The sequence below is a fragment of the Streptomyces sp. NPDC028907 genome, from assembly GCF_055564995.1.
Genome location: NZ_JBVHVE010000011.1, coordinates 44,387 through 68,838, shown reverse-complemented (window position 1 = coordinate 68,838; position 24,452 = coordinate 44,387). Strand labels below are relative to the sequence as shown.

At 71.6% G+C, this 24,452-nt stretch carries 20 protein-coding genes; 14 read left to right on the top strand and 6 right to left on the bottom strand.

Annotated features, from left to right (window positions below):
* Nucleotides 1-16: 16 nt before the first annotated feature.
* From ACZ4UU_RS30375 to ACZ4UU_RS30365, 3 genes are all read right to left on the bottom strand, one after another.
* Entirely contained in the window at nucleotides 17-1,105 is a 1,089-nt protein-coding gene (locus tag ACZ4UU_RS30375) for an NADH-quinone oxidoreductase subunit B family protein (protein ID WP_471906580.1), read from the bottom strand.
* A complete protein-coding gene (locus ACZ4UU_RS30370; protein ID WP_471906579.1) occupies nucleotides 1,102-2,562 on the bottom strand; it encodes a hypothetical protein in 1,461 nt (486 codons plus the stop codon). Before ACZ4UU_RS30370 ends, ACZ4UU_RS30375 begins: the two co-directional genes overlap by 4 nt.
* Nucleotides 2,563-2,747: 185 nt before the next feature.
* Nucleotides 2,748-2,906: a hypothetical protein gene (locus ACZ4UU_RS30365; protein WP_471906578.1), complete on the bottom strand. Its 159-nt coding sequence runs from the start codon at nucleotides 2,904-2,906 to the stop codon at nucleotides 2,748-2,750.
* 10 nt (nucleotides 2,907-2,916) lie between these two features.
* Between ACZ4UU_RS30365 and ACZ4UU_RS30360 the strand changes: the two genes are divergently transcribed.
* Both ACZ4UU_RS30360 and ACZ4UU_RS30355 read left to right on the top strand, forming a co-directional pair.
* Nucleotides 2,917-3,114, top strand: a complete 198-nt coding sequence (locus tag ACZ4UU_RS30360) for an aldehyde dehydrogenase family protein (protein ID WP_471906577.1) — start codon at nucleotides 2,917-2,919, stop codon at nucleotides 3,112-3,114.
* Entirely contained in the window at nucleotides 3,068-3,598 is a 531-nt protein-coding gene (locus ACZ4UU_RS30355) for an aldehyde dehydrogenase family protein (protein ID WP_471906576.1), read from the top strand. The genes ACZ4UU_RS30360 and ACZ4UU_RS30355 overlap by 47 nt, the downstream gene beginning before the upstream one ends.
* Here the strand turns inward: ACZ4UU_RS30355 and ACZ4UU_RS30350 are convergent.
* Together ACZ4UU_RS30350 and ACZ4UU_RS30345 are read right to left on the bottom strand one after the other, a co-directional pair.
* Entirely contained in the window at nucleotides 3,522-5,165 is a 1,644-nt protein-coding gene (locus ACZ4UU_RS30350) for a sigma-70 family RNA polymerase sigma factor (protein ID WP_471906575.1), read from the bottom strand. The two genes, ACZ4UU_RS30355 and ACZ4UU_RS30350, sit on opposite strands and share 77 nt — an antisense overlap.
* Before the next feature lie 300 nt (nucleotides 5,166-5,465).
* Nucleotides 5,466-8,591 carry a glycoside hydrolase gene (locus ACZ4UU_RS30345; RefSeq protein ID WP_471906574.1) on the bottom strand — a complete coding sequence of 1,042 codons (3,126 nt, stop codon included), beginning with the start codon at nucleotides 8,589-8,591 and terminating at the stop codon, nucleotides 5,466-5,468.
* A 577-nt stretch (nucleotides 8,592-9,168) separates the two neighbouring features.
* Between ACZ4UU_RS30345 and ACZ4UU_RS30340 the strand changes: the two genes are divergently transcribed.
* The 11 genes from ACZ4UU_RS30340 (at nucleotide 9,169) to ACZ4UU_RS30290 (ending at nucleotide 18,699) form a co-directional block, all read left to right on the top strand.
* Nucleotides 9,169-9,822, top strand: a complete 654-nt coding sequence (locus ACZ4UU_RS30340) for a hypothetical protein (protein ID WP_471906573.1) — start codon at nucleotides 9,169-9,171, stop codon at nucleotides 9,820-9,822.
* A 128-nt stretch (nucleotides 9,823-9,950) separates the two neighbouring features.
* Entirely contained in the window at nucleotides 9,951-10,898 is a 948-nt protein-coding gene (locus ACZ4UU_RS30335) for an SMI1/KNR4 family protein (protein ID WP_471906572.1), read from the top strand.
* Nucleotides 10,899-10,935: 37 nt separating this feature from the next.
* Nucleotides 10,936-11,514: a DUF6333 family protein gene (locus ACZ4UU_RS30330; protein WP_471906571.1), complete on the top strand. Its 579-nt coding sequence runs from the start codon at nucleotides 10,936-10,938 to the stop codon at nucleotides 11,512-11,514.
* A complete protein-coding gene (locus tag ACZ4UU_RS30325; RefSeq protein ID WP_471906570.1) occupies nucleotides 11,511-12,020 on the top strand; it encodes an NUDIX hydrolase in 510 nt (169 codons plus the stop codon). Before ACZ4UU_RS30330 ends, ACZ4UU_RS30325 begins: the two co-directional genes overlap by 4 nt.
* A 68-nt stretch (nucleotides 12,021-12,088) precedes the next feature.
* Nucleotides 12,089-13,264 (top strand): NAD(P)/FAD-dependent oxidoreductase, encoded by a 1,176-nt coding sequence (locus tag ACZ4UU_RS30320; RefSeq protein ID WP_471906569.1) that lies wholly within the window; start codon nucleotides 12,089-12,091, stop codon nucleotides 13,262-13,264.
* Entirely contained in the window at nucleotides 13,261-13,548 is a 288-nt protein-coding gene (locus ACZ4UU_RS30315; protein ID WP_471906568.1) for a (2Fe-2S)-binding protein, read from the top strand. The genes ACZ4UU_RS30320 and ACZ4UU_RS30315 overlap by 4 nt, the downstream gene beginning before the upstream one ends.
* The gene (locus ACZ4UU_RS30310) at nucleotides 13,529-14,962 is read left to right on the top strand and encodes an FAD-dependent oxidoreductase (protein WP_471906567.1); all 1,434 of its coding nucleotides are present in this window, start codon (nucleotides 13,529-13,531) and stop codon (nucleotides 14,960-14,962) included. Before ACZ4UU_RS30315 ends, ACZ4UU_RS30310 begins: the two co-directional genes overlap by 20 nt.
* 120 nt (nucleotides 14,963-15,082) lie before the next feature.
* Nucleotides 15,083-15,988 (top strand): dihydrodipicolinate synthase family protein, encoded by a 906-nt coding sequence (locus ACZ4UU_RS30305; RefSeq protein ID WP_471906566.1) that lies wholly within the window; start codon nucleotides 15,083-15,085, stop codon nucleotides 15,986-15,988.
* A 2-nt stretch (nucleotides 15,989-15,990) separates the two neighbouring features.
* Nucleotides 15,991-16,992 carry a proline racemase family protein gene (locus ACZ4UU_RS30300; RefSeq protein ID WP_471906565.1) on the top strand — a complete coding sequence of 334 codons (1,002 nt, stop codon included), beginning with the start codon at nucleotides 15,991-15,993 and terminating at the stop codon, nucleotides 16,990-16,992.
* 155 nt (nucleotides 16,993-17,147) lie between these two features.
* On the top strand, nucleotides 17,148-17,846 hold the full coding sequence (locus ACZ4UU_RS30295) for a GntR family transcriptional regulator (RefSeq protein ID WP_471906564.1): 699 nt from the start codon (nucleotides 17,148-17,150) through the stop codon (nucleotides 17,844-17,846).
* Between the two features lie 340 nt (nucleotides 17,847-18,186).
* Nucleotides 18,187-18,699, top strand: coding sequence for a hypothetical protein (locus ACZ4UU_RS30290; protein WP_471906563.1), 513 nt, complete (start codon nucleotides 18,187-18,189; stop codon nucleotides 18,697-18,699).
* 77 nt (nucleotides 18,700-18,776) lie between these two features.
* On the opposite strand, the gene ACZ4UU_RS30285 is transcribed toward ACZ4UU_RS30290, so the two are convergent.
* On the bottom strand, nucleotides 18,777-22,151 hold the full coding sequence (locus ACZ4UU_RS30285) for a pyruvate carboxylase (RefSeq protein WP_471906562.1): 3,375 nt from the start codon (nucleotides 22,149-22,151) through the stop codon (nucleotides 18,777-18,779).
* Between the two features lie 141 nt (nucleotides 22,152-22,292).
* On the opposite strand from ACZ4UU_RS30285, the gene ACZ4UU_RS30280 reads away from it, so the two are divergent.
* Entirely contained in the window at nucleotides 22,293-24,368 is a 2,076-nt protein-coding gene (locus ACZ4UU_RS30280) for a SpoIIE family protein phosphatase (protein ID WP_471906561.1), read from the top strand.
* The last annotated feature ends 84 nt before the right edge of the window (nucleotides 24,369-24,452 follow it).

The following is a 24,452-nucleotide window of genomic DNA, read 5'->3' as shown; positions in this document are numbered from 1 at the left end:
GGGGTGGCGGTCTTCATCAGGGACGCCAGCGCGGGTCGTAACCGCTGGTCAGCTTGCGCTTGTTGTGGCGCCACCTGGGCTCGTGGTTGACGAGTTCGTTCGTCATGCCGCGCAGTCGGCGGATGACGGCGCCGTACGGCTTGATGGCCAGGGACGACAGGGTGCCGCCCGGGGGCTCGTCCATGAACGGCATGAACGCGTCGGGGAAGCCGGGCATCGTGCAGCCGATGCAGATGCCGCCGACGTTCGGGCAGCCGCCGATGGCGGCCATCCAGCCCCGCTTGGGCACGTTGCAGTTGACGACCGGCCCCCAACAGCCCGTCTTCACCAGGCACTTGGGCGAGTTGTAGTCCTTGGCGAAGCTGGCCTGCTCGTAGTACGAGCCGCGGTCGCAGCCCTCGTGGACCGTCTTCCCGAACAGCCACTGCGGGCGCAGCATGTGGTCCAGCGGGGGCGGCGGCGCGGAGCCGGCCGCGTGGTAGAGGACCCAGACCAGGGTCTCCATGAAGTTCTCGGGCTGGATCGGGCAACCGGGCACGTTGACGACGGGCAGTTCGCCCTGGGAGCGGTAGTCCCAGCCGAGGTAGTCGGCGAGGCCCATGCAGCCGGTCGGGTTGCCGGACATGGCATGGATGCCGCCGAAGGTGGCGCAGGTGCCGGCGGCGACCACCGCCCAGGCCTTGGGGGCCAGTTGGTCGATCCACCAGTTCAGGGTCTGTGGCTCACCGGTCTCCGGGTCGTTGCCGAAGGACGTCCAGTAGCCGTCGCCCTCGATGATGTTCTGGTTCGGGATCGAACCCTCGATCACGAGGATGAACGGGGCCAGTTCGCCGCGTACGGCCGCCCGGTAGGGGGCGAGGAAGTCCTCCCCGCCCAGGCTGGGCGAGAGCACCTTGTTGACCAGGTTCACCTTCGGCAGGCCCGGGATGAGTCCGAGCACCAGGTCCTCGATGGAGGGCTGGTCGGCGGCGGTGAGGGAGACGGTGTCGCCGTCGCAGCTCATGCCCTCGGAGATCCAGAGGATGGTGATCTCGTCGAAGCCCTCCCGTTCCTCGGCGCGAGCGGGCTCTTCGCTGACCTCGGCGGTGCTGCTGTGCGTTGTCATGTCGTCGGCCTCCGCTGCGGTGGGTCGAGTGGCTCGAGTTCGTCGGGCCGGAAGTAGTGGAAGCGGCCGTACCAGGAGTGCAGTTCGGCCGCGGGATCGTCGTCGAGGGTGACGGCGAGGTGCACGCTGCCGTCCACGTCGTGGAAGACGGCCGCCACCTCGGCGGTCCGTCCGGCCAGGAACATGTCCTGGGCGTCGGCGCCGCGCCCCCGCGGCCGGAGCCGTACGCGGCTACCGCCGCCGAGGGGAACGCCGTCGACGAGCACCGTGTCGGTGGACGGGGAGAGCCCGTCGTCGGCGCCCTCCTGCCACCAGGCCGGGCGTTCGACGGGAGCCGATGTCGCCGGGGCGGTGACCGGGGCCAGGGAGCGGACGGCGCCGTGCAGCCGTTCGAGGACCTCCTGGGGCATGGTGTCGACCCGGTCGAGGATCGCGGCGGCGCGCGGATCGGTGGCCCGGGCCTCCCGCTTCTCCTCGTCGGTCAGCAGCATCGTGCGCAGCGTGAGGATCTCGTCGATCTCCGCCGCGTCGTGGAGGTCGCCGGGGCTCTCCGGCGCCACCTGAGGGTGGTCGGGGAGGATGATCGGGGCGGACAGCAGGATGTGTCCGGTCGAGTCCTCGTGCTCCCCGGGTTCGCCCGGCTCGCCGCCGAGGACGGGAAAGGTGAACTCGTTGCGGCAGGCGGCCGCATGGGCCCGTAGCTCCGACGGCGGGTCGGTCAGCGACACGAACCGCACGCCGTCGCCGCCGACGAGGGTGTGCGTGGCGATGAGCGCACGGCGCAGCGCCTCGTCGCGTGCGGTGCGGGGATCCGGTGCCGGGCCGGTGTTCGTGGTGCGCACCCGGAGGCGGCAGAGGTCCGGCGCGAGCGGCTCGGCGACGACGGTGACGCTCGCGCGCACCGCCTCACGGCTCCGCACCACCCGGCCGGCGCCGGCCGGCAAGGGCTCGACGTCCACACCGGCCGGCGCTCGCACCGCCACGGTCCGCTCGCCCTGAAGCAGGTCCTCCAGCGCGAACTCGGCGTCGAACTCGCGCGGTACCGCCTCGTCGAAGGTCAGATGCGTCGTGCCGTCGTCGGTCCGCAGCGACGCGGCGGGCCGCAGCTCGCCGTCCGGGGCGGCTTCCTCCACCTGCTTGCGCTGCATCTGCAGACAGCGCACCCGCAGTCGTACGGTCGCCCCGGGCCGCCGCACCCGCACCAGGCACTCGGTGCGCTGGTACCAGGAGTCGGCGGAGCCGGACACACCGGGGACGACGGGGCCGTCCGCCTCGACCCAGCCCCGGGGGAAGAGCACCCCGAACTGCCATCGGACGCGGTTCTTGGCCGAGGAGCGGCGGTAGGGATAGAGGAGGTAGCCCTCGTAGAGGACGGCGTCGGCGACGGCGCTCACCTGCTCGAATCCGCCCCCGGGGTCAGCGCATGCGGTGCCGCCCTCTGCCCGTCCCACCGACATTCGTACCTCCTCGTCGCCCTGTGCACGCGCATCCCTTCCACCACGCTCACATCACTCACCCACGCTCGCCTCCTCCGGCGCAGCGTCACTGGGCCATTCGGGCAAGGGAGCGTGGGTGGGGGGGCCGGTGGATGTGCGGGTGGGAGCCGGGAGCGGGCTCGGGTTCGGGCGGCGAGGTCGTGGAATCAGTCCGTCGGCAGCGTCTCCGACAGGCCGAGGGCGGCGGACACATGGCGCCGGATGGAGGTGAGCGCCTTGTCGAGGGTGACCGTCGGGTCGCGCCGCATGAGGCGGATGCCGTAGCCGTCGCTCAGGGACAGGACGAGGGTGGCGAGGTCGTCCACGTCGGTCGGCGTGAACTCGCCGGCGGCGCAGCGGCAGGCCGCGCTGCTGCGCATCGCCGGCGCCCTGGAGCGTGAGGCCGACGCGATGGCGGACGCCGAGGTGGGCGACACGGGGAAGCCGCGTGCCCTGTTCCTGGGCGACGGACTACCCGTGATCGCGTATGTGCTGCGGTACTTCGCGGGGGCCGCCCGGAACCCGGATCCCTGAAACCGACGATCGCACCGATTGCGACCCGCTCGCCAACGCCGGTCAACTCGCCGACGTACGTGGGCTGTTGGAGCGGCTTCCGGATGACGCCGAGGTCGTCGCCGGTGGTGCGGCCCTGGACCGCGCCGGATACGTCCACCAGGCCACGGTGCTCACCGGGCTGCGGCAGGAGGACGAGATCGTACGGAGCGAGGTGTTCGGTCCGGTCGTCACCGTCCAGCCGTTCGGCGACGAGTCCGAGGCCTTCCGGCCGGCCGACGGGGTCACCCACGAATCTCGCCGCGAGCGTGTCGGCGTACGCCACTCCGGCTACGGCGGCGACCTCTCCCTCACCGGACTGCTCGACTACACGCAGGTCACGCACGTCATGCCGTGGCGTTCGAGGCCACCGAGGCGCGCGCCGGGTTTCACTGCTTGGCACCGAAGTTCTGGGTCCACCACGGGCCGCCGGTGCCCTTGTGGATGCCGACGCCGATGTCCTTGAACGCGCAGTTGAGGATATTGGCGCGGTGGCCGGGGCTGTTCATCCAGGAGTCCATCACGGCCTCCGGGGTCTGCTGGCCCTGGGCGATGTTCTCCCCGTACGTGGACCAGGTGTAGCCCGCGGCGGTGATGCGCTGCCCGGGGTCGGCGCCGTCCGGGTTGGTGTGGTCGAAGAAGTCGCGGGCGTCCATGTCCTCGGAGTGACCCAGCGCGGCCTTGTTGAGCAGCGGGTCCTCCGAGAGCGGACCGCAGCCGGCAGCCGACCGCTCCTTGTTCACCAGGGCGACGACCTGCGCGACCTCACTCACGGGGGCCGCCTGTGTCTGGGGCGTACTGGCCGGGGGCCGGGTGGGGCGGGGTGACGGCCGGGGCGTCGTCACGCTCTTCTTGGTCGGGCTTGGGGACTTGGAGGGCTTGGCTTTCTTCGAGGGCGACGCGGACGGCGACGGGGACTTCGAGGTGGACGCAGAGGTCTCGATGGGCTGCGGTTCCGACATGTCCACGGCAGGGGCGCCGGCGGTCCGCGAGGCGGCGGCCTCCTCGGTGCCGCCGGTCCCGGGCTCCGTGTCGAAGTACCAGAGGCCACCGCCCGCCACACAGGCCGCGACCACGGCACCGCCGACTACGCGCCGGCGGACGCGCCGACGTCGGCGGGCCTCGGTGCGGGAGGTCGCACGCCCGCGCCCGCCGCGGTGTCCGGACCCGGGGGCCGATCCGCCGGGGCCCGCGGCCGAGGGCAGCCGGGACGCGGAGCCGGCCAGGGCCATCCCGCCGGAGGCGGACAGCACGTTGTCCAGCAGGGCGGGCGTCGCGGCGACCAGCGCCAGACCGGCCAGCAGCCCTTCGGCAGGCACCAACCCGCTCCACAAACCGGAGCAATGTCCGCAACCACGTGCATGCCGGGCTATTCGCTTGCGCCACAGCGCCGACGGCCGACCGTCCCAGGAGGCCAGCGCACCCTGCAATTCCTGGCAGCGCGGCCGCGCGTCGAGCGCACGCACCACCACGCGGGCCGCCTCCAGCTGTGCCTTCATCCGCTGCACCCGGACCGCCGTGTGCTGCGGCGACAGCTCCATGGCCGCGGCCACCTCGGACCTCGTCAGCTCACCGGCGCACTCCAGCCACCAGAGCGACAGCAGACCCCGGTCGTCCGGCTCCAGCCAGCGCGTCGCGCGTGCGGTCTCCTGTCGCTGACCGGACAGCTGGAGCTGCACCAGGGTCAGGTCCACGAAGTCGGCGCCCGGGTCGGCGAGGTCCCCGGCCTCCTCGACCGCGCCCGGCGCGGACTGCCGGTCGCGCCAGTGCGCCCGGACCTGGTTCATCGCGATGGCGACGAGCCAGGAGCGGAAGTTCTCGGGGGAACGCAGCTTGGCCAGCGCGTCGAGGGCCCGGAGCATGGTGTCCTGCACGACGTCGTCGACGTCGACCGAGCCGTTCAGCGCCCGACCCACGATGTTGTAGACCAGCGGGAGATAGGCGCTGACCAGGGCGTCCTGAGCCTCCGGATCGCCGCTGCGGGCAGCGGTCACCAGTGCCGCCGACTCCCTCGTGCGCTCTGTGCCACTCATCAAAACTTCCCTGTCCTCGACGCCGAACGATGCTGTCCGATACCTGGGAGATCGATCGGTGGGCTCGGGATAACAGTTCTTCGGACGCATGTTCCACGAGAGACTCATGGGGCCCGTCGAGCGGCGCAATGGGGAAAGTCACATTGAGGGGGCCGGACCGCCGTCGAGCGGCGGTTCGCGGCCCCAGCAACGGATCCGTACGTCCTCCTCGTCCTGTTTATCCGCCTTATGTCAGGGGTGTTGTGTCCAGTCGCCGCAGCAGAGCAGTGTCGCGGTCGCTTCCGCAGCGTGACGACGGGGTCAGCGTCGCACGAGCCGGACCCGGTACGTCCGAGACTCCGACCCGTCCTCACTGGTCACGGTGACGACGGACACCGCCCCGCCCGGCTCGTCGAGACGGTCGACGGCAACGGTCGCGTAGGGATCGCGTGCCGTCGCCGTGACCCGGCTGCGGCTCGGGGTGTCGGTGACGACGCGGTAGGTGGTCGTGTCCGGATCGAACGACGCGATGGGCTTCCCGGACACCTCGATGGACCGGGCGGCGGCGTCGGAAGAGACTCCGGGGGCCTTGGCGTAGACCTCGATCTCGCTCATGGTGAGATAGCCGCCCTGACGCGCGGTCATGACGACACGCACCTCGGACGCCGGTCCCGCCTTCAACGGGACGTCGACCACCGGGGTGCCGTCGGTGCCGACCGGTACGGGGTCGCTCGCGTCGACCCAGGCTCCGGTGCCGACCTCGCGCACCTGCACCTTCAGGCTCTCCGGGAAGGAGGCGCTGCTCCCGTCCCGGTAGAAGTGCGCGACGACGCGGCTCAGGTCTCGGGCCTTCGGCAGGGTGAAGGTGACCGTGTCGGAGGGGTTCTTGGTGTTCCCCGGCTTCCAGTTGGACCAGGCCTTCTCGGTCAGGTCGCCGTTGCGCAGGCGTTCGGCGGAGTACCCGCTCTCGGTGAAGGTGGCGGCGACCGAGACGCCCGGGTCCGCCGCGATGTTGGTCTGCGCGGGTTCCGTCACCTGCACGCGGACGGCCGCGTCGACGGTGTCGCCGCCGACGATCCGGGCGACGCCGCGCACCGTCACGACACCGGTCTCGTCGTACGCGCCCTCGGGGGCCGGGGCCCAGGTCACCGGGAGGTCGGCCCGGCCGCCGTTCCGGCCGACGCCGACGACCGAAGCCGGAAGGTCGGGCGTGCCGCCCCGGTAGGTCTTGGCGCGGCCCGGGAGGGTCGAGGCGATGGTGTCGACGGTGACGACCGCCTGCGCGGTGACCCTCCGCCCGAGCGGATCGGTCGCCTCGCCCCTGACCCGTACCGTCCCCGGGTCGCGCCACCTCCGGTCCGACGGGAGGTTCCACACGACGGGGAGGGCCCCTCGCGCGCCGTCCCGGAACACCGGCGTCACCGTCGTCGGCAGCTCGGGCCGCAGCCCGGGGACGGTGAACACCTCGGCCGGTTCGGTCCGCAGCACGGTCTCGTCGGTCACGGTCCAGCGCTGGTTCGCGGCCGAGGTCGGGGTGTACGTGGAGACCTTGGCGCCGTCCGCCGTCGACTGTCCGGTGACGTCGACCAGGCGGCCGGTGGCGGCGTTGACGAACGTCCACGTGCCGTCACCGGTCGTCGACATCACCCACTGCGCGGCTTCGGCGACCTGCCCGCCGTAGCCGGCCGGTTCCTCCAGTACGGCCTGGTTGTCCCGTACGGCGAGCTGCTTGCCGGTCTCGGCGTGGGTGAGGGCGTAGCGCTCGCGGTTGTCGGTGCCGTGCGTCAGCTTGCGCACCGACCAGAGCTGTTGGGCACTGGCCGGGTCGGTCGTACGGATGACGACGCCGCTGCCGTCGTCCGCCGGCGTCAACGACTTGCCGCTCTGCGCGCCCTGGAGCCGGTAGACATGCCCGGGCTGCACGAGCGCGGCGTCCCGTGCCACGCCGCCGACGCCGTCGACCAGGAAGGTGGTGACCGACTTGGCGGGGACGGTGAGGGTGGCGGACCGGTCGGCCACTCGGACCGGTGTGCCGCGCACCAGGGCGCCGTCGCCGCTGGTGACCACGGGAGTGACGGTGGCTCGCGGAGCGACGTTGCCGAAGCGGGAGAGGTCGAGGGTCACCGTGCGTGCGGCGGTGCCGCCGTTGACGTGCACCACAGTCGCCGCACGGCCGTTCCGCCGCACCGCGGCCACGCTGGACGGGTCGTCGACCTTCACGAAGTGGTCGCCGGGGCGGATGTAGTGGGTGAAGTTCCGGATGGTGTGGAACTTGGAGTTCGCCCGGATCGGGCAGGTCTCCAGGGTGTCCTCGGCCGTGCAGTTGAACGGCACATGGATGCTGCCCCAGTTCTTGCCGGCCGCGGCCTGCGGGATGGCGTCCTCGATCGGCTGCCAGAACACCCAGGCCGAGGGCTCCAGTTCCCGCATGTCGTCGACCATCCGGGTGGCGATGCCCAGCCCCGGTTCCATGCTGGTGAAGTCGGTGCCGGTGCCCCAGGTGCCCTCGACCTCGCTCATCCACAGCTTCTTGTCGGCGCCCTTGGCGATGTCCCGGGCGCTGGTGCGCTGGCCGGTGCCGTAGGTGTGCACGTTGAGCTGGTCCACGGCGGCTCGCGCGGGGGCGGCGTAGGCGTTCCAGTTCTGGGTGAAGATGCCGGGGTTGGTCTCGTCCATCGCGGAGATCTCGGCGTCGGTGTGCGCTCCCTTGAGCGCCTTCTCGAGGGCGAGGATCACCTTCTGCTGGAGTTCGGGGCCCGCGTGCGCGCCCTCCTGCCGCCCGCCCGTGGGCTGTCCGTCCGGGCCGATCTGGGTGCCCCAGTAGGGCGTGTTGGGTTCGTTGAGCGGATCGATGGTGTCGAACTCGATGCCGTGCGCCTGCTCGATGCGCTCGGTGACCCGGGTGAGGTAGGTGGCGAAGTCGTCGACGCGGTCCGCGCGGATCTGGTCGGTGCTCGCGTCGAAGCCGCCGGAGACATAGCCGCTGACGGTCTGGAACCAGGGCGGCGAGTTGCTGAACGCCTCCCACCTGCTGACCTTGTCCTTGACCTGGTCCACCCACCAGCGCTGCCCCGCGTCGGCGTCCCAGTCCCAGTGGTCCGGGTCGTTCGGGTCCCACCAGTCCATGTCCTTCTGGGTGGTGCCCTCGGGGGCCTTCCAGAAGCCCTCCATGGTGGCGCCGGGCTTCATGTAGTCCTTGCGGACATCGGGTGCGTTGCCGCCGCCGATGTTGTAGCGGGCGATGTTCAGGCGAAGGCCGTCCGCGCCGAACAGCATGTCGACGAGGCGTCTTCGGATCGGGTCCGGATAGCCGCCGGTGGCGTTGGCGAACCAGACGAGGCTCGTGCCCCACCCCTCGAACTGCTGCTGCTGGTACGAGGGGTCGATCCGGACGGTGACCGCGCTCCGCGGAGCCGGGTCCGCCGCGCTCGCCACGGGCGGGGCCATGAGACTCGCGCCGAGCGCGAGGGGAACCGTCGGCGCCAGGGCCCGGATTATGCGATGCCGATGAGGCACGGCACTCCCTTCCACAACACAGAGATGAACAGAACCAAACAGAAGGAATCGCGCTCAGGGAATGCTGGGGGACGGTAACGAACTCGTCAAGGTGGCGGACGCGTTGGGTCCTCGCATGAGGGTTCGCCGTGTTCATTGACATGCCCGAGGCGGGTCATTAATCTCCGGAGGCCCGGGAAAGCGCTTTCCCCGAGCCCGGTTCAACTGCCTTGCCGGTCCCCGCTTTTCGCGCGACTTTCGCACGATCGAACAAGATCCGCCCCTCGTCCTCGCCCCGCCGCCCCGCCGCCCCGGGAGGAACCGCATGAGGTCGTCGTCACACGTGGAGGCGTCCCCCACCGGCTTCGCCGCCGTCGACGCGCTCGGGCAGGACGGCACCACCGGCGGAGGGGCCGGGGCCGGTATGCGAAAGATCGGCGCCTGAACTTCCGTCGCCCCCCCCAGAAGAAGCAGAACCGACTGCGCGACGGGACACCCCACCCCCACCCCCCCACAGGAGGACCCCTCCATGAGTTCACGCCAATTCCCGGTGCCCTCGCGGCGCACGCCCATACCCTGGCGCACCAAGGCGGTCGTCGGCGCGCTGGCAGCCGCCCTGCTGACCGGCCCGGGCATCGCGCAGGCCACCCCCCAGGCCGCCCCGCAGTCCGCAGCGGCAGCCCGGCAGCAGGTGTCGGCGGCGGCGACCATCACCTGGACCCTCGAACGTGCCGGCAACCCCACCGAGGACCAGCGCACGGCCTACGACCTCATCACCAGGGCCATGAACGCGGCGGTGGCCCGCTACAACAACCTCAGCGACCTGGGCAAGACCATCACCGTGCGGTACGACCCGGGCGTGCCCACCGCCGACGGCAACATCAACGGCACCATCCGCTTCGGCAACCGCAGCTATATGAACGAGCGGACCGCGCTGCACGAGATCGCCCACACGATCGGCGTGGGGACGAGCTCGGGCTGGTCTCGCCTCGGCGGCAGCGGCACCTGGACCGGTGCGCAGGCCACGGCACTGGTCAGGCAGTTCGACGGTGCGAGCGCCAAGATCTCCACCGGTGGTGGCCACTTCTGGCCGTACGGCCTGAACTACGACAACGAGTTCTCGAACACGGCGGCCGACCGCCACGTGCGGATCGTCGCCGCGATGGTGCGCGACGGTCTGTGATCCGACGGGCTGACGCCCGGGAGCCGTTCGGGCTCCCGGGCTTCACCATAAGGGGTTTGCGGGCGTCCTACTGTGTAGCGGGGGCGACAGGCACTGCCCTCCGTCCGAACGTCAAGGAGCAGCAGGCCGTGAACGTCGAGATCCCTCCCTTCCTGCGCGAGACCGCCCTCGGGCTCGGGACCGGCGTTCCGTACGCCCTGAAGGTGCTGGCCGGCCGGCTGGCGGACGACCCGGACATGGGCAGCCCCTCCCAACTGCCCGGCATCCTCACCGTGATGGTCGACGGCGACCTGTTCGAGGACTGCCCCGACCTGGCCGTCGGCTACATCCGGGAGCCCGACCGGATCCAGATCCGCTATGTGAGCCCGGCCTCCGTCGCCGAGCCTGCCTGCGACGAGGAGGACACACAGGCGCAGGGGCGGGGGCAGGGGCGGGCTGCCGACCCTGCCGCCGGGGCGGTGGCCGTACGGCAGGTCGCCGACGCCTGGCAGCGCATCACCAGCTGGCTCTGGCGGAACGCGCCCGACTCCTGCGCCGCACTGCGCGCCGGTGCCGGCCCTGTCGCCATCGCCGCCGTGGAAGAGGAACTCGGTGTCCGGATACCCGTCGAGCTGTGTGTCCTGTGGCTGTTGACGGCGGGTGACGACGGAGTCGACGGCGGCGGGTGTCTGCCGGGCAACAACGCCCTCATGCCACTCGACGCCGTGGTCGCCGAGCACCGGCGGAGGATGGACGCCCAAACCCGCCAGGACACTCTCGACGCCCGCCGCCCCGACGACGAGCGGACCACCTTCTGGAGGCCCACCTGGATCCCGGTCGTCTCCCACAGCGTGAACGACAGCACCTCGGGGCTGTACCTGGACACCGAGACGGGCTTCCTGGGCCGCTGGTCCCGATACAACGACAGCTCCGGCGACCAACTCGACACGCTGGTCACCTACTTGGAAGAGACCGCCGACATGCTCGAGGCCCCGGCTCTGGCCACGCGGGACGAGCCCGGCCTGGTCGGCGGGGCACTGGTGTGGCGCAGGGGGCTCGATGCGGCCCGTGCGGACCGATGGCGGCCGCCGGCCTGACCTCACCCTCGCGCATCCGTGCCACTACGGTGATCCCATGGCCGACGACACCTTCTGGACCGTCCCGCCCGACCGCATGGTGCACGGCTCCATCGGCCACCGCAACCTCACCGGCCTGCTTCCGCCGTTCGACGTGGACGCGCGCGCACTCCCGGCCAACGCCCCTGTCCGGGCCGCGCAGTTCGCGTCGTCGTTCGCAACGGTGGACGAGGTCGTCGAGGAGATCGGGCCCCGGTCGGTCCTCGACGTACCCTGCCCGGAGACAAGGGCCGACCAGGACGTCGTCCAGGCCGCCGCGTGGAGACACGTCCTCGGGATGAGCGACCCGGCGCCGGCCGACGACGGCAACGACCTCGCCCTCCTGTCCGAGGCCCGCGGGCTGCGCGAGCGCTACCCGGACGCCCCTATCGTCGGCCACGCCGCCGGCCGGCCCGGGCACGAGCCGTTCGAGGTGACCGGCGACCCACACGCCGTCGCCTCCGCCCTCGGCATCGCCACCGGGACGCTGACGGACCTCCGCCTGGACGAGGAGGATCCGGCCGACGTCGAATGGGCCGACTTCGCCGCACTGGCCCTGGGCGAGTCCGCCCCCTGGGGCCGGGAGCGGATCTCATGAGCGCCTCCGGCGAAAGGGAGCTTGTCGAACGGGTCGACGAGCACGACGAGATCATGGGCGTCGTCAGCAGGAGCGAGGCGATTCGCCACGGGTGGCTGCATCGGATCGCGACGGTCGTGTGCCGCGACCCCGCCGGACGGACTCTGGTGCACCGCCGCCCCGACCACGCCTCACGCTTCCCGGGCGGGTTCAACTGGATGCTCGGCGGGGCCGTGGAGGTCGGAGAGTCCTACGAGGAGGCCGCAGCACGGGAGTTGGCGGAGGAACTGGGTGTCCGGGTGTTTCCGAAACTCGTGCTCAAGTTCCCGTGCGCGGGGGCGATCAGCCCGTACTGGCTCGGCCTGCACGAGGTCGTCGTCACCGGACCCGTCGAACCCGACCCCGAAGAGATCGCCTGGCACGACTGGGTGACGGACCCCGAACTCGCCGAACTGGTTCGCCATGAGGCGTTCGTCCCCGACGCCCGCGAGGCCTTCGACCGCTACCTCGCCGAACGGCGAACCTGAAACACCAGGTGAGACCGCTTCACCGCAAGAGCGGGGCCGACACCAGTGCTATATGACATGATGCCGACATGACTCATCCATACCCTCGCCCCGATGTCCTGGTCATCGGGGCAGGCATCGTGGGTGCAGCGTGCGCGTACTACTGCACGGCCGCCGGGCTGCGGGTCGTCGTGGTCGAACGGGGTGCGGTCGGCGGTGGCACCACCAGCGCCTGCGAAGGCAACATCCTGGTCTCCGACAAGGAGCCCGGACCCGAACTCGACCTGGCCCTGCTGTCCTCCCGGCTGTGGCAGGAGATCGCCGAGGACCTGGGCCGGACCGCGATCGAGTACGAGGCCAAGGGCGGCGTGGTCGTCGCGGGATCGCGGGAGACGGCCGAAGGCCTGCGTCATCTGACGGCGGGCCAGCGGACGACAGGGGTCGACGCGGTCGACATCGGCCCGGACGAACTGTTCGAACTGGAGCCCAACGTCACCCGGGAGGCGGCCGGCGCGGCGTTCTACGCCCAGGACGCGCAGGTCCAACCGACGCTGGCCGCCGCCCGACTGCTGCGCCGGGCCCGGCTGCGCGGGGCGACGGTCCAGGTCGGCACCGGCGTCACCGGCTTCGTGCGCGACAAGCGGGGCGCGGTCACGGGCGTGCGGACCGACTCCGCCGACGTCCCGGTCCTGCACGCGCGGTGGGTGATCAACGCGGCGGGCACCTGGGCCGGGCAGCTGTCCGAACTCGCCGGTGCCCCAGTGCCGGTCCTGCCGCGCAAGGGCTTCATCCTGGTGACCGAACCACTGCCGCGCGTCGTACGGCACAAGGTCTACACGGCGGAGTACGTGGCCAACGTCGCCAGCGGTGACGCGGGCCTGGAGACCTCGGTCGTCGTCGAGGGAACCCGGGCCGGCACCGTCCTGATCGGCGCCAGCCGTGAGCGGGTCGGCTTCGACCGCACCATGTCCCTGCCGGTGCTGCGCAGGCTGGCGGCCCAGGCCATCGCTCTCTTCCCGTTCCTCGCCGACATCTCCCTGCTGCGCGGCTACCTCGGGTTCCGCCCCTACTGTCCGGACCATCTGCCCGTCATCGGCCCCGACCCGCGCGCACCCGGTCTGCTGCACGCCTGCGGTCATGAAGGGGCCGGGATCGGGCTGGCCGGCGCGACCGGTCATCTGCTGGCCCAGCATCTGTCCGGTGAGAAACCCGACCTGGATCTGACGCCGTTCCGCCCGGACCGCTTCGAGGAGGCGACCCCTTGACCACCGCGCCGTTCAGTTTCACCTTCACCTTCGACGGCGAGCCCGTGCAGGCGCGGCCCGGGCAGAGCGTGGCCGCCGCTCTCATCGCCTCCGGGCGGCGCTCCTGGCGGCACACTCGCGTCGAAGGCCGCCCACGCGGTGTGTTCTGCGGCATCGGTGTGTGCTTCGACTGCCTGGTGACCATCAACGGGCGCCCCAACCACCGCGCCTGCCTCGTCGAGGCCCGCCCCGGCGACACGGTCACCACCCAGGAAGGAGCGGGTCATGACGACCTCGCGTGCTGAGCGGGGAGACAGTCTGTACGACATCGCCGTCCTCGGTGCCGGACCGGCCGGCCTGTCAGCGGCCGTCGCCGCGGCGGCGCAGGGCAGCCGTACGGTACTGATCGACGCGGGAGCGCGCCCGGGCGGCCAGTACTGGCGTCACCGGGACGGCGACGACGGCGCCCTCCACCACGGCTGGGGCCGATTCCGGCGTCTCCAGCGGGAGTCGGCCGCGCATCATCTGCTCGACCACCGTGCCGGCCACTCGATCTGGCACGTGGAACGTACCGAAGAGGGCTTCACCACCCACACCACCTGCGACGACGCCCCCCGCGCCCTCCGCAGCCGAACCGTGATCGTGGCGACCGGCGCCTACGACCGCCAACTACCCTTCCCGGGCTGGACGATCCCGGGAGTCTTCACCGCCGGAGCCGTCCAGGCGCTCCTCAAGGGACAGGGCGTCCTGGCCGGGAAGCGCGTCGCCGTCGCGGGCACCGGGCCCTTCCTGCTCCCGGTGGCGGCGGGCCTGGCCGAGGCCGGCGCCACGGTCGTGGGAGTCTTCGAGGCCGGACTGCCCACCGCCTTCGGCAGACACCCGCTCGCCACCCTGCGCAACCTGCCCAAACTGGCGGAGGGCGCCGCATACTTCAGCACTCTCGTCAGGCACCGCGTCCCCTACCGCACCCGTACCACCGTCATCGCCGCCCACGGCACCGACACCGTCACCGGCGCCACCGTCGCCAGGCTGGACGACCAGTGGCGGATCGTGCCCGGCAGTGCCCGCGAGATCGACTGCGACACGGTCGCGGTCGGCTACGGCTTCACCCCGCAGACCGACATCCCCCTGCAACTCGGCTGCGAGATGACACGGGACGCCGACGGCAGCCTCGTCGCCCGCGTCGACTCCCGGCAACGCGGTTCTGCCGACGGCGTCTACGTCGCCGGTGAGGCGTGCGGCGTAGGCGGCGCCCAACTCGCCCTGATCGAGGGAGAGTTGGCGGGACTGCACGCCTCGTACGCGACCAACGGCTCCTTGGTCGACCGTCGGCGTCCGGCCCGGCTGCTGCGCCGGCGTGCCGCCCAGCGGTCGTTCGCCGCCGCCATGCACCGGGCGTATCCGGTACCGGACGGCTGGCAGAGCTGGCTGGACGAGGACACCACGGTCTGCCGCTGCGAGGAGGTCACCGCCGGGACCATCCGCCAAAGCGTCGCCGACCTCGGCGCGACCGACCCACGCACGGTCAAGCTCTACGCCCGCCCCGGCATGGGCCTGTGCCAGGGCCGTGTCTGCGGCTACGCCACCACGTGCCTGGTCGCCCGCGCCAACGACCGGCAGCCCACCGCCGACGACTTGCGTGGCATGGCCGCACGCCCCGTCGCACAGCCCCTCACCCTGGGCGCCCTCGCCGCCGGAGACGGCGACAACAGCACCTGATCGCAGCGGATTTGCCCACGTCACCAGTGACAGGCGCTCGCGATCTATGTAATGTGATATTGCACTGCTCTTGGCTCTGGATAGCTCCAGATGGTGGGATCACCGACACGTGGAGGACTCATGACCCGGGCGAAGCCCTGGCACGGCATGCTCGTCGCCACCGCACTCCCCCTGCGCGAGACACCGAAGGGCGACCTGGCCGTCGACTTCGACTCCTACGCCGACCACGTCACCTGGCTCGCCGCCAACGGCTGCGACGGGGTCACGCCGAACGGCTCCCTCGGCGAGTACCAGAACCTGTCCACCGAGGAGCGCGCGCGGGTGGTCACCACCGCCGTGGCCGCCGCCCCCGAAGGCTTCACCGTCATGCCGGGGGTGGCCGCCTACGGGGCGGACGAGGCCCGCCACTGGGCCGAACAGGCCGGCGAGGCGGGCGCCTCCGCCGTGATGCTGCTGCCGCCGAACTCCTATCGCGCCGACCACCGCGCGGTCGTGGCGCACTACCGTGAGGTCGCCAAGGCCGGCCTGCCGGTGGTGGCCTACAACAACCCGCACGACACCAAGGTCGACCTGGTCCCCGAACTCCTCGCCGAGCTCTTCGAAGAGGGCCTGATCGCCGCGGTCAAAGAATTCTCCGGCGACATCCGCCGCTACTACCGGATCACCGAACTCGCCCCGGGCCTGGACGTCCTGGCCGGCACCGACGACCTGGCCCTGGAGATGGCCGTCGCCGGGTCGCCGGGCTGGATCTCCGGCTACCCGAACGCCCTGCCGCGTGCCTGCGCCGAACTGTGGGAGGCCGCCACCCAGCACGACCTCGCCACCGCGCTCCCCCTGTACCGCGTACTGCACCCACTGCTGCGCTGGGACTCGCGCACCGAGTTCGTGCAGGCCATCAAGCTCAGCATGGACCTCGTCGGCCGCTACGGCGGTCCCTGCCGCCAGCCCCGCCTGCCGCTCTCCCCCGAGCACGAGGCGCTCGTGCGCACCGCTACCGAGAAGGCCATCGCGGAAGGGCTCGCCTGACCATGCGCAGCAACCGGGTCTTCCACGCCGTCGACTCCCACACAGAGGGGATGCCGACGCGGGTCGTCACCGGAGGCGTCGGCGTCGTGCCCGGGGCCACCATGTTCGACCGGCGCCGGTACTTCATCGACCACCTCGACCACATCCGCCGGCTGCTGATGAACGAGCCGCGCGGCCACTCGGCGATGAGTGGAGCGATCCTCCAGCCGCCGACCCGGACGGACGCGGACTTCGGCGTCCTCTACATCGAGACCTCCGGCTGTCTGCCCATGTGCGGGCACGGCACGATCGGCGTCGCCACGGTCCTGGTGGAGACCGGCATGGTCGAGGTCACGGAGCCGGTCACGACGATCCGGCTGGACACCCCGGCCGGGCTCGTCGTCGTCGACGTCCGTGTGGAGGACGGCTCCGCCAAGGCGGTCACCCTGCGCAACGTCCCCTCGTTCGCCCTCGCGCTGGACCGGACCGTCAAGGTCGCCCCGTGGGGCGAGGTGGCCTACGACATGGCCTTCGGCGGCAACTTCTACGCCATCGTCGAACTGGACGACCTCGGGATCCCCTTCGAGCGGGCCCACAAGAACCGGCTGATGGAGGCGGGGCTGGCCATCATGGCGGCCATCGACGAACAGGACCGCCCCATCCATCCCGGCAACCCCGGGATCAACGGCGTCCACCATGTCTACCTGGCCGCCCCCGGATCCACCGCCGCCCACTCCCGGCACGCGATGGTCATCCACCCGGGCATGTTCGACCGCTCCCCCTGCGGCACGGGCACCAGCGCCCGCATGGCCCAACTGCACGCGCGCGGACGGCTGCCGCTGAACACCGAGTTCCGCAACGAGTCGTTCATCGGCACGCACTTCATCGGCGAACTCGTCGAGGAGACAGAGGTGGCCGGCCACCGAGCGGTCATCCCCACGGTCACCGGCCGCGCCTGGATCACCGGCACCGCCCAGTACATGTACGACCCGGACGATCCCTTCCCCCAGGGGTTCGAGCTGTGACCGCCCCGCGCGTGCCCCGCCATCAGGTATGTCGTCGGCATGCGCGGAGCCATGCGATACATCACATAGCGCCGCCCGGATAGCATGAACGAGCCATCGCTCATGTCGAAGTCGAGCGTGGAACGACCCCGCTGCCGACAGTGAGGAAGCCAGCCATGAGCGCGGACGACGGCTCGACCGTGAAGCTGCCTTCGTTCCGTGGACGCCGGAACCTCCGCCAGGAGATCACCGAAACTCTGCGCGGAGCTGTCATCGCGGGCGAGATGACACCGGGCGCCGTCTACTCCGCGCCCAGCCTCGCCGAGCAGTTCGGAGTCTCCCCCACCCCCGTGCGCGAGGCGCTGCTCGACCTCGCCAAGGAGGGCCTCGTCGAAGTCGTCCGCAACAAGGGCTTCCGGGTCACGGCCCTCTCGCCCAAGGAACTCGACGACATCACCGAGCTCCGGGCGCTCATCGAGCCGCCCACGGTCCGCCGGATCACCGAACAGGGCGTGTCCGCGAGGGCCATCAAGCAGCTGCGGCCCCTCGCGGCCGGCATCGAGAAGGCGGCGGCGCGCCGGGACTTCATCGCGCACGTCACCATCGACATGCAGTTCCACCTCGCCCTGCTGGAACTGGCCGGCAACCCCCGCCTGCTGGAGACCGTGCGGTCCCTGCGGACCAGCTCCCGCATCTACGGCCTGCGCGAACTCCCCGACGGAGACGCGCTGTTCGACTCCTCCCACGAGCACGCCGAACTGCTCGACCTCATCGAGGCCGGCGACGCGGACCGCGCGGAGGCCCTGATGCGCCGTCATATCAGCCACGTACGGGGCATCTGGAGCGAGAAGAACCTCACCGAGGCTCCCGACTGACCTACGCGCGCGCCCGGTTCGCCGTGCCCTCGCGGCCGGAAACCGACGAATGCCCGAGAACATCCCCACCCGCTGAGGCCCTCAGGCTCCTCACACACCCGGGATCGCGCCAATAGCGGCTCGCGGCACCTCGCGAGCGACGAGCGCTTCGCGGCCCCCGACGCCCGCACCCGCCCGCCCCGTGCCTGCACGGATGCGGCCCCACCGGCCACTTCACACATCCGCCACAGCCCCCTCACGTCTGGCGCACATTCGGCCGATCGGCAGCCCGCGCCCCCTTCGTGAGGCAGACGGCGGGCCGGTCGCCTGCCTAACCTCCCGGGCCATGCGATCACCACGTATGAGACGCCTGGGTCTCACCACCGTTCTCGGCCTGTTCCTCGCGTTCTTCGGCCTGGCCCCCAGCGCGAGCGCGGCCGACCCCGCGCCGGCCGGCCTGACGTTCGCCACCGACGCCGCCACCACGACGCCCGGCGGCACGGTGCAGCTCTCCATGACGCTGACGAACAACAAGACCTACGACGTCCTGTTCGTCTACCAGACGATCGAGCCCACCTGGCTCACCACCCAGCGCCCCGACCTGAAGTACAGCTTCACCGGCTGCACCCTCGCCACGGCCGCGGGCAGCAGCCCGTGCGCCGGGACCGGTCCGAGCAACCTCGGCACGAACTACGGGGCCACCGTCCCGCCCGGCCAGAGCCGGACGGTCACGCTGACCCTCCAGGTCGCCGGCGACTCGGGCTGCAACGGCAACATCGGGTTCTACTCGTACTACTACGCCGAGTTCAGCGACACGACGAACACCAGTGGCGGTCCGGTCTTCACGCCGGAGACCCGGGTGCTCTGCGCCTGACACCGCTCGGCCCCTCGGCCGAACCCGCCGACGCCCCGCGCAGGTTCCTTCACTGCGCGGGGCAACACGCGGTCGGCTCAGGCGAGTTCCACCAGGAGGTCCCCGCCCTCGACCTGCTGGATGGGGTTGATGGCCAGGCGAGCGACCCGGCCGGACTTCGCGGCGGTGATCGAGGCCTCCATCTTCATCGCCTCGATGGTGGCGACCGTCGCACCGGCCTCCACCTCCTCGCCCTCGGACACCGTGAGGGTGACCACGCCGGCGAACGGCGCCGCGACATGGCCGGGGTTGGCCCGGTCGGCCTTCTCCGTCACCGGGACGTCCGAGGCGGCCGCCCGGTCGCGGACCTGGATCGGGCGCAACTGGCCGTTCAGGGACGACATCACGGTGCGCATGCCGCGCTCGTCCGCGTCGCCTATGGCCTGGAGCTCGATCAGCAGCCGCACGCCACGCTCGAGGTCGACGGCGTACTCCTTGCCCGGGCGCAGCCCGTAGAAGAAGTCCTTGCTGTCGAGCACGCTGGTGTCGCCGTAGGTGTCACGGTGGGTGTCGAACTCGCGTGTCGGCGCCGGGAAGAGCAGCCGGTTGAGCGTCTCGCGCCGGTCCTTCGCCAGCCCCTCGCGGTCGTCGGCGGTCAGTTCCCGCACCGGCTTGGCCTCGGCGCGGCCCTTCAGCGCCTTGCTGCGGAACGGCTCGGGCCAGCCGCCGGGCGGGGTGCCCAGTTCGCCGCGCAGGAAGCCGATGACGGAGTCGGGGATGTCGAAGCGGTCCGGATCCGACTCGAAGTCCGCCGGGGACACCCCGGCGCCCACCAGGTGCAGTGCCAGGTCGCCGACCACCTTGGAGGAGGGGGTGACCTTCACCAGGCGGCCGAGCATCCGGTCGGCGGCGGCGTACATCGCCTCGATGTCCTCGAAGCGGTCGCCCAGGCCCAGCGCGACCGCCTGGGTGCGCAGGTTGGAGAGCTGTCCGCCGGGGATCTCGTGGTGGTAGACGCGGCCGGTCGGCGAGGCCAGGCCCGCCTCGAAGGGGGCGTAGACCTTGCGGACGCTCTCCCAGTACGGCTCCAGGTCGCCGACGGCCTGGAGGTCGAGGCCGGTGGGCCGTTCGGAGTGGTCGGTCGCGGCGACGATCGCGGACAGCGACGGCTGCGAGGTCGTACCGGCCATGGAGGCCACCGCCCCGTCCACCGCGTCCGCGCCGGCCTGGATCGCGGCGAGGTAGGTGGCGAGCTGACCGCCCGCGGTGTCGTGGGTGTGGATGTGCACCGGCAGGTCGAACTCCCGGCGCAGGGCCGACACCAGCTTCGCGGCGGCCGGTGCGCGCAGCAGACCGGCCATGTCCTTGACGGCCAGGACATGGGCGCCGGCGTCGACGATCTGCTCGGCCAGACGCAGGTAGTAGTCCAGGGTGTACAGCTTCTCCGACGGGTCGGACAGGTCGGAGGTGTAGCACAGGGCCACCTCCGCGACGGCGGTTCCGGTCTCCCGTACGGCCTCGATCGCGGGTCGCATCTGGTCGACGTCGTTGAGGGCGTCGAAGATGCGGAAGATGTCGATGCCGGTGGTCGCCGCCTCCTGCACGAAGGCGTCGGTCACCTCGGTGGGATACGGGGTGTAGCCCACGGTGTTGCGGCCGCGCAGCAGCATCTGGAGGCAGATGTTGGGCGCGGCCTCCCGCAGGGCGGCGAGGCGCTCCCACGGGTCCTCGGCGAGGAAGCGCAGGGCGACGTCGTAGGTCGCGCCGCCCCAGCACTCCAGGGACAGCAGCTGGGGCAGGGTGCGGGCCACGACGGGGGCGACGGCGAGCATGTCCTTGGTGCGCACCCGGGTGGCGAGCAGGGACTGGTGGGCGTCGCGGAACGTGGTGTCGGTGACGCCGATGGTCGGCGAGGCGCGCAGCCAGCTCGCGAAGCCCTCCGGTCCGAGTTCGGCGAGCCGCTGCCGGGACCCGGCCGGCGGCTCACCGGCCGGCAGCGCGGGCAGCTTGGTCAACGGGTCGATCAGGTCGGGCCGTTCGCCGTGCGGCTTGTTGACGGTGACGTCGGCGAGGTAGGTCAGCAGCTTGGTGCCGCGGTCGGCGGAGTGGCGGGCGGTGAGCAGGTGCGGGCGCCGCTCGATGAACGACGTGGTGACCCGGCCGGCCTGGAAGTCGGGGTCGTCGAGGACCGCCTGGAGGAACGGGATGTTGGTGGCCACGCCGCGAATGCGGAACTCGGCCACGGCGCGCCGGGCACGGCCGACCGCGGTGGTGAAGTCCCGGCCCCGGCAGGTGAGCTTCACCAGCATGGAGTCGAAGTGCGCGCTGATCTCCGTGCCGGCGTGGGTGGTGCCGCCGTCGAGGCGGATGCCCGAGCCGCCCGGCGAGCGGTAGGCGCTGATGCGTCCGGTGTCCGGGCGGAATCCGTTGGCGGGGTCCTCGGTGGTGATACGGCACTGGAGGGCGGCGCCGCGCAGGGTGACGCTCTCCTGGGCGAGGCCGAGGTCGGCGAGGGTCTCGCCGGCGGCGATGCGCAGCTGCGACTGGACCAGGTCGACGTCGGTGACCTCCTCGGTCACCGTGTGCTCGACCTGGATGCGCGGGTTCATCTCGATGAAGACGTGGTTGCCCTGGCGGTCGAGGAGGAACTCCACGGTGCCCGCGTTGCGGTAGCCGATCTGCTGGGCGAAGCGCACGGCGTCGGCGCAGATGCGGTCGCGCAGGGCGGGGTCGAGGTTCGGGGCGGGGGCGAGTTCGATCACCTTCTGGTGGCGGCGCTGCACGGAACAGTCCCGCTCGAAGAGATGGATGACGTTGCCCTGCCCGTCGGCGAGGATCTGCACCTCGATGTGGCGGGGCTCGACGACGGCCTTCTCCAGGAAGACCGTGGGGTCGCCGAACGCGGACGCCGCCTCGCGGGAGGCCGCCTCGATGGACTCGCGCAGCTGGGCGGGCTCCTCGACGCGGCGCATGCCGCGTCCGCCGCCGCCCGCGACCGCCTTGACGAAGACGGGGAAGCCGATCTCCTCGGCGGCCCGGACCAGCTCGTCCACGTCGGTGGACGGTTCCGAGGAACCCAGCACCGGCACACCGGCCGCGCGGGCCGCCGCCACCGCGCGCGCCTTGTTCCCGGTCAGCTCCAGGATGTCCGCGCTCGGTCCGACGAACGTGATGCCCGCCTCTTCGCACGCCCGGGCCAGATCGGGGTTCTCGGACAGGAAGCCGTACCCCGGGTAGACGGCGTCGGCTCCCGCGCGGCGGGCCGCACGGACGATCTCCTCCACGGAGAGATAGGCCCGCACCGGATGCCCGGGCCGGCCGATCTCGTAGGCCTCGTCGGCTTTCAGCCGGTGCAGGGAGTTGCGGTCCTCGTGCGGGAAGACGGCGACGGTGCGCGCCCCCAGCTCGTAGCCTGCGCGGAACGCACGAATCGCGATCTCGCCGCGGTTGGCTACCAGCACCTTGCGGAACATCCTTGATCCCTTCAGCCTGCCGGTGACGGATCACCCAATGGTGTCGGCGGCGCCTCGCTCACGCCATGTGAGCCGGGCCACTTGCGGCCTACGCTGTCCTTGAGCCTCCTGTGGTCAAGGGTGGTGAAGCGAGGTGCCCTGATGACCAGCGCGAGTCACCGCGGTGCACGTGCCCCCGATGCGATCGGCGAAACGCCTGATCGGCGCACGTACGCGGTCGGCCATGCCGGGGTGTTCCGGGATCTGCTGCCGCTCGCGCTCTGGGTGGTCGACGCCGAGGGGCGACTGGTGCAGTGGTCGCTGGCCGCGCAGGACCTGCTCGGTCACACGCCGGAGGAGATGGTGGGCCGGGACGCCCGGCGCGTCCTCGTGCCCGAGGAGAACCTGGAGCTGGCCGACCGGGTGGGGCGGGCGGTGCAGTCGGGTGCGGCGGTGGTGGCACGGCTGCCGGTCCGGCATCGCGACGGGTCCGTGGTCGACATGGAGATGTGGCACTGTCCGATCGCGGACGCGCGGGGGCGCACTGGGGTGCTGGCCATCGCGGCGGAGACCTCCGCCGTGGAGCGGATGCGGGACGCGCTGGCCGCGCTGGAGGGCCTCTTCACCCAGTCCCCGATCGGTCTGGCCATGCTCGGCCCCGACCTGCGGTTCCTCCGTGTGAACGAGGCGCTGTCCCGGATCGACGGTGTCCCGGTGGCCGAGCACGTCGGCCGGCGGGTGACCGAGATCGCCCCCGGCGCCGGCGCGCTGGAGTCGGTGATGCGGCAGGTCCTGGACCGGGGTGAGGCGGTGGTCGACTACCGCTACGTCTCCGGCGCGTCGGACCCGCAGCGGACCCGGACGTGGTCCTGCTCCTACGCCCCCTTGCTCGGCGGGACCGGCCGGCGAGTGGGAGTGATCGCCTCGCTGATCGACGTCACGGAAGGGCAGCGGGCCCATCTGGAGGCGGAGCGGGCCCGGCAGCGGCTCGCGCTGCTGGCGGAGGCGGGTACCCAGATGGGCTCCACCCTGGATCTCACACAGACGGCGCAGGAGGTGGTCCGCGTCCTGGTGCCCCGGCTGGCCGACTCCGCCGACGTGCAGTTGCTGGAGGAGGCGATGGCCCCGGACGAGACCGCCGCGTCGGCGCACGGAGTGGTCCGCCGCGCCGCGGCCACCTTCACCGATCCGGCCGCTCCGGCCGAGCACCTCGCGGTCGGCATGACCGTTCAGGTGCCGCCCGACTCGGTGTACGAGCAGGTCATCAGCGCGGGCCGGCCGCTGAACCTCTACCTGAGCGACATCGGCCGGCTGATCCCCGACCGCGGCGCCGACCGGCTGCGGGACTTCCTGTACGCCCGGGTGGGCTCGGCACGCCTCGTCCCGCTGGTGGCCCGGGGCACCGTGCTCGGCGCGGTGGTGGTGACCCGGACCCGTGAGCGGGAGCCGTTCGACGACCAGGACACGCTGCTGATCGACGAACTGGTCGCCCGGGCGGCGCTGAACATCGACAACGCGCGCATGTACGGCCGCGAGCGCGATGCCGCGCTCACCCTCCAGCGCAGCCTGATGAACCCCGCCCTGCCGACGGTCAGCGGGCTGGAGCTCACCGGGCGCTATCTGCCGGCCGGTGATCACGAGGTGGGCGGCGACTGGTTCGACGCCGTCGCCCTGTCGGGCGGCCGGACGGCCCTGGTGATCGGGGACGTGATGGGGCACGGCATTCACGCGGCGGCGGTGATGGGCCAGCTGCGCACCGCCGTACGGACCCTGGCACGCCGGGACACTCCACCGGACCAGTTGCTGCGTGCCCTGGACGCCGCCGTGGCGGACCTGGGTGACAACGAGATGGCCACCTGCCTGTACGCCGTTCACGATCCGGCCACCGGCCACTGCGTGATCGCCAGGGCGGGTCACCCGCCGCCCGTGATCGCCGACGCGCGGGGCGAGGTCGCCTTCCTGGAGGGTGCCGCGGGGCCGCCGCTGGGCGTGGGCCGGCAGGACTGCGAGGTGCAGCGGGTGATCCTTGCGCCGGGCAGCCTCCTGGTGACCTACACCGACGGTCTGATCGAGACCCGGGGCACCGACCTCGACCAGGGCATGCGCCGGCTGGCGCAGGCGCTGCGGTACCCGGGCCGTCCGCTGGACCAGATCTGCGACGGTCTCCTCGCCCATGTCATGCCCGAGGTGGCGGACGACGACGTGGCGGTGCTCCTCGCCCGGACGCTGCCCCGGTGAAGCTGGCGAAGCGCGCTGTGCCCACCCGACCGATACTGGGAGGAAGTCACCGCGAAGGCAGGCATGCGGGACGCGGGAGCGCCT